4 protein-coding genes are annotated in these 4,588 nt (G+C 69.2%); 2 read left to right on the top strand and 2 right to left on the bottom strand.

All coding sequences use genetic code 11. From position 1 onward, the window contains the following. Positions 1 to 252: 252 nt before the first annotated feature. Positions 253 to 1,479: an Ig-like domain-containing protein gene (locus tag ACFWP5_RS51910; protein WP_384174301.1), complete on the top strand. Its 1,227-nt coding sequence runs from the start codon at positions 253 to 255 to the stop codon at positions 1,477 to 1,479. Positions 1,480 to 1,636: 157 nt separating this feature from the next. Further along, on the top strand, positions 1,637 to 2,383 hold the full coding sequence (locus tag ACFWP5_RS51905) for a DUF6227 family protein (RefSeq protein WP_384174298.1): 747 nt from the start codon (positions 1,637 to 1,639) through the stop codon (positions 2,381 to 2,383). 45 nt (positions 2,384 to 2,428) lie between these two features. On the opposite strand, the gene ACFWP5_RS51900 is transcribed toward ACFWP5_RS51905, so the two are convergent. Both ACFWP5_RS51900 and ACFWP5_RS51895 read right to left on the bottom strand, forming a co-directional pair. Continuing rightward, positions 2,429 to 2,683 (bottom strand): hypothetical protein, encoded by a 255-nt coding sequence (locus ACFWP5_RS51900; protein ID WP_384174296.1) that lies wholly within the window; start codon positions 2,681 to 2,683, stop codon positions 2,429 to 2,431. 93 nt (positions 2,684 to 2,776) lie between these two features. Further along, positions 2,777 to 4,588 (bottom strand): fructose-specific PTS transporter subunit EIIC (locus tag ACFWP5_RS51895; protein ID WP_384174293.1); only part of this gene is annotated, 1,812 nt, incomplete at its 5' end.

Raw genomic sequence — 4,588 nt, 5'->3', positions numbered from 1 at the left:
AGCGGGTCGAGTCAAGGGTGGAGCGCAGCGGAATCGGCGCAGCCGACGCGACCGCAGGGAGCGCCCTTTACTCGGGCCGCGGAAGCCCGACACTGGCCAAGAAGCGAGTGGCCCACCCCGCATATGTCCCGGTTCTGTCACCGGACGGCGTTCATGGGGAACGCAGGGAACCCCTGCGGGGGCGTGGCCCCTCTTTGTCCACGCATCGCAGCGGATCACGATCACGTACATCACACGAACCTGGAGCAGCCCGTGGCAACGCCGGACATAGCAGCGCGGCGCGTACTGGGGGCCATCGCCGCCCTGGTGGTCGGCACCCTCACCCTCAGCGCGTGCGGCGGCAACGCCAGCGCGGATTCCGACACCAACAGCAAGGGTGGCGGCGGGACATCCGCCAAGACGTCCACCGCGAAGATCGTCATCTCGGCGAAGGACGGTTCGACGAACGCGTCCATCAACGCGACCGGCGTGCAGGTCAGCGACGGCAAGCTGACCGACGTGAAGATGACGCTCGCCGGGTCGGGGCAGGCCGTGGACGGTGCGATATCCGCGAACGGTGGCAGCTGGAAGCCGAAGGGACAGTTGGAGCGCGGGACCAAGTACCAGATATCGGCCACCGCGAAGGACTCCAGCGGCAAGACCGCGGCCGCCAACTCCATCTTCACGACGGTCACTTCGAGCAACAGCTTCATCGGGACGTACACCCCGGACAACGGGACGACCGTAGGCGTCGGGATGCCGGTGTCGTTCAACTTCGACAAGGTGATCAGCGACAAGAAGGCCGTGCAGTCGCACATCACGGTGACGTCCAGCAGCGGGCAGCAGGTCGTGGGGCACTGGTTCGGGACGCAGCGGCTCGACTTCCGGCCGCAGGACTACTGGAAGGCCGGTTCCAAGGTCACGATGAAGATCGACCTGGACGGCGTGCAGGGCGCGAACGGCGTCTACGGCGTGCAGAAGAAGACCGTGAGCTTCACCATCGGCCGTTCGCAGGTCTCCACGGTCGACGTCAACACGCAGACCATGACGGTCGTACGGGACGGCCAGACCCTCAAGTCGTTGCCGATCTCCTCGGGCAGCCCCGAACACACCACGTACAACGGGCAGATGGTGATCTCCGAGAAGTTCACGCAGACGCGGATGAACAGCCAGACGGTCGGCCTCGGCGGCGAGTACGACATCCCGGACGTGCCGCACGCGATGCGACTGACCTCGTCGGGGACGTTCATCCACGGCAACTACTGGTACAGCAGGTCCAACCCGCCCTTCGGTCAGACGGGCACCAGCCACGGCTGTGTCGGGCTCGCGGACGTGCAGGGCGCGCAGGGTGCGACGAACGCCGCGTGGTTCTACGACAACTCGCTGCTCGGGGACGTCGTGATCGTGAAGAACTCCCCCGACAAGACGGTCGCCCCGGACAACGGGCTCAACGGCTGGAACATGACGTGGAGCGAGTGGACCGCCGGAAGTGCCGCCTGACCGGCGGGTTTTGACGGAACTTCGGGCCGCGCGGGAACATCTCGCGCGGCCCGCGCGTTTTCCGGGCATACGTTTTCTCGGTTCCCGGACATGATGTCCGACCGAGGGGCTACGGTATGCACCCACAAGGTGACATGCAGCAACGCCGGGAGAAGCCTTGAGCGTTCCGTACGACACGGCAGCGTACGAACAACCCGAGTCGCCCGAGTCTCCGGAGGAGCACCTCGCGCGACTCCTCGGCCGTGCCCTGAACTCCTTCGAGTTGCCGGACGAGACGATACGGCGTCTCGACTGCGCGCTGGCGCACGACAGTTCGCTGCACTCCGCGCACCACAGCGCCGGCCTGCACCGGGAGACGTACCGGCACACCTGGCTGCTCGCCGACGGCTCCGCGCTCACCCTGTGGGAGCTCGTCCACAACACCGTGCTGGGCCGTGAGACGCAGCACGAGGTGTACGTCGACGAGGACGAGTTGCGCACCGCGACCGCGCGCCTGCCGCTGCCGCCGGACACCCCGGACTTCGAACTGCCGGTGCTGGTGCAGCTGTCGCCGATCCCGGAGCCCCGGCACACGTATCTGGCGGACGACTCCGCGGACCACGCGCGCCGTTTATTGCGCCGGGCGGAGAACGTGGACCGGCCGGACGCCGAGACGGCCGCGCTGCTGGAGACGGCGTTCGCGCACCAGATCACGCAGGCCTTCGGCCGCCCGTTCCGAGCGGGCCGTGCCGCGCTGTGCTTCTCGCTCTACGAGCACGCGTTCCTGCTGCAGGACGGCGCGGAGATCTCCCTGTGGGAGGTCGAGCACACGGCCACGCCGGACGGCCGTCACATGTGCGAGGTCTACGTCAGCGAGGACACGGCCCGGGACGCGATGGAGCGGCGGGCGGCACAGGTTTCCTAGCAGCTGGAGCCGCGCAGGTTTCCTGACAACCGCGAACCCGACCCCTCAACGCCCGTCGCTGAGCTGTCGTACCAGACCCGCGAAGGCGTCGCGCTCTGCCGGGGTCAGTTCGACGGACTCCAGGTGGGGAGGGGTGTCACGCTGGTTCGGGAGGCCGTAGAGCGGGTGGGCCGCGTGCCATGCGGTGGGCTCGGCGAGGGAGCGGCGCAGGACGCGTGTCAGGCCGAGCACCCAGGCGACGGTCGCCAGGACGAGAACGGCCACACCGGTCAGCTGGAGGATCGAGACGTGCTCAGGCATGCGTTCCAGTAGACACCACGGTCCGGGACCGTGGTCCCGGACCGTGATGTATCTCGCAGTTGCCGTGAACACCTCACAGCGGGCCAAAAGAGGCTAGGCGGCGACCGGCTGCTTCGTATCCGCCGTAGGAGCGGATATGTCCTCCGGTCCTCCGGGGGCCGTGCTGCCGGCGGCCGGCTTGCGCATGCCCTTCAGTACGACGACCAGGGCCGCCGTGACACACATGCCGACCGCGATGGCGATCAGGTAGAGGAACGCGTGGCCGATCAGCGGGACCACGAAGATGCCGCCGTGCGGGGCGCGCAGGGTCGCGCCGAACGCCATCGAAAGGGACCCGGTAATCGCGCCGCCCACCATCGCGGACGGGATGACGCGCAGCGGGTCGGCCGCCGCGAACGGGATCGCGCCCTCGGAGATGAAGGAGGCGCCCAGGACCCAGGCGGCCTTGCCGTTCTCGCGCTCGGTCTCGGTGAAGAGCTTGCCGCGCACGGTCGTGGCCAGGGCCATCGCCAGCGGCGGGACCATGCCGGCCGCCATCACCGCGGCCATGATCTTCATCGCGGAGTCACTGGGGCTGGAGACCGCGATGCCCGCCGTGGCGAAGGTGTACGCGACCTTGTTGACCGGGCCGCCGAGGTCGAAGCACATCATCAGGCCGAGCAGGGCGCCCAGCAGGATGGCGTTCGAGCCGCTGAGGCCGTTGAGCCAGTCGGTCATGCCCTTCTGCGCCGAGGCGATCGGTTTGCCGATGACCACGAACATCAGGAACCCGACGATCGCCGTGGAGATCAGTGGGATCACCACCACCGGCATGATCCCGCGTACCGCCGCCGGGATCTTCACCTTCTGGATCGCCAGCACCACACCACCGGCGATCAGACCGGCGGCGAGACCGCCGAGGAAGCCCGCGTTGATGGTGGAGGCGATCATGCCGCCGACGAAGCCGGGCACCAGACCGGGCCGGTCCGCCATGCCGTAGGCGATGTAGCCGGCCAGCACCGGGACCAGGAAGCCGAAGGCGACGGCGCCGATCTGGAACATCAGCGCGGCCCAGCTGTCGGTCTGCGTCCACACGAAGTGCTGCATGACCGAGGGCGCGGACTTGATCTCGTAGCCGCCGATCGCGAAGCCGAGGGCGATCAGCAGACCGCCGGCCGCGACGAACGGGACCATGTAACTGACGCCGGACATCAGCCACTTGCGCAGCATGGAGCCGTAGCCCTCGCCCGCCTCACCGCCGCGCTCGACCGGCGTCGGCGCGGATCCGCCGGTGACCTCGCCGCGCTCCGCCTTGCCGCGGACCTCGGTGATCAGTTCGGCGGGGCGGTTGATGCCCGCCTTCACACCGACGTCGACGGTCGGCTTGCCGGCGAAGCGGTCCTTCTCCCGTACGGGCACGTCGTGGGCGAAGATCACGGCGTCCGCCGCCGCGATCACCGCCGGGTCGAGCCGGGTGAAACCGGCCGAGCCCTGCGGCTCCACGACGAGGTCGACGCCCGCCGCACGACCGGCGTTCTCCAGCGCCTCGGCCGCCATGTAGGTGTGCGCGATACCGGTCGGGCAGGAGGTGACGGCGACGATGCGGAACGGCTGCGCGGCGGCGCCGGTGTCAGCGCCGACGCCCTTGTCCGCCGTAGAACCGTCGGCCGCGGAACCGTCGGCCGCGGAACTGCCCGCCGCGGCGCCGGCGGAGGCCGCCACCGGCGTCGCGGCGGAGTTTTCGGGGGTGCTCGGCGCGGGGGTCTCGTCGCCGCGGATCAGGGCCGCCGCGCTCTCCGCGTCGGCCGCCGCGCGCAGTGCGGAGGTGAACTCGGCGTTCATGAGCTGCCGGGCCAGTGCGGAGAGGATCGTCAGGTGGGCGTCGTCGGCCCCGGCGGGCGCGGCGATCAGGAAGATCAGGTCGGC

The organism is Streptomyces sp. NPDC058469, assembly GCF_042721125.1.
Taxonomy (GTDB): Bacteria; Actinomycetota; Actinomycetes; order Streptomycetales; family Streptomycetaceae; genus Streptomyces.
The sequence above is the reverse complement of the archived record's forward strand: the minus strand, read 5'-3'. Positions and strand labels throughout refer to the sequence as shown.

What these genes read in the sequence shown, in the direction of transcription:
- ACFWP5_RS51900 (WP_384174296.1), bottom strand. Translation starts at nt 2,683, where the DNA reads ATGCCTGAGCACGTCTCGATCCTCCAGCTGACCGGTGTGGCCGTTCTC.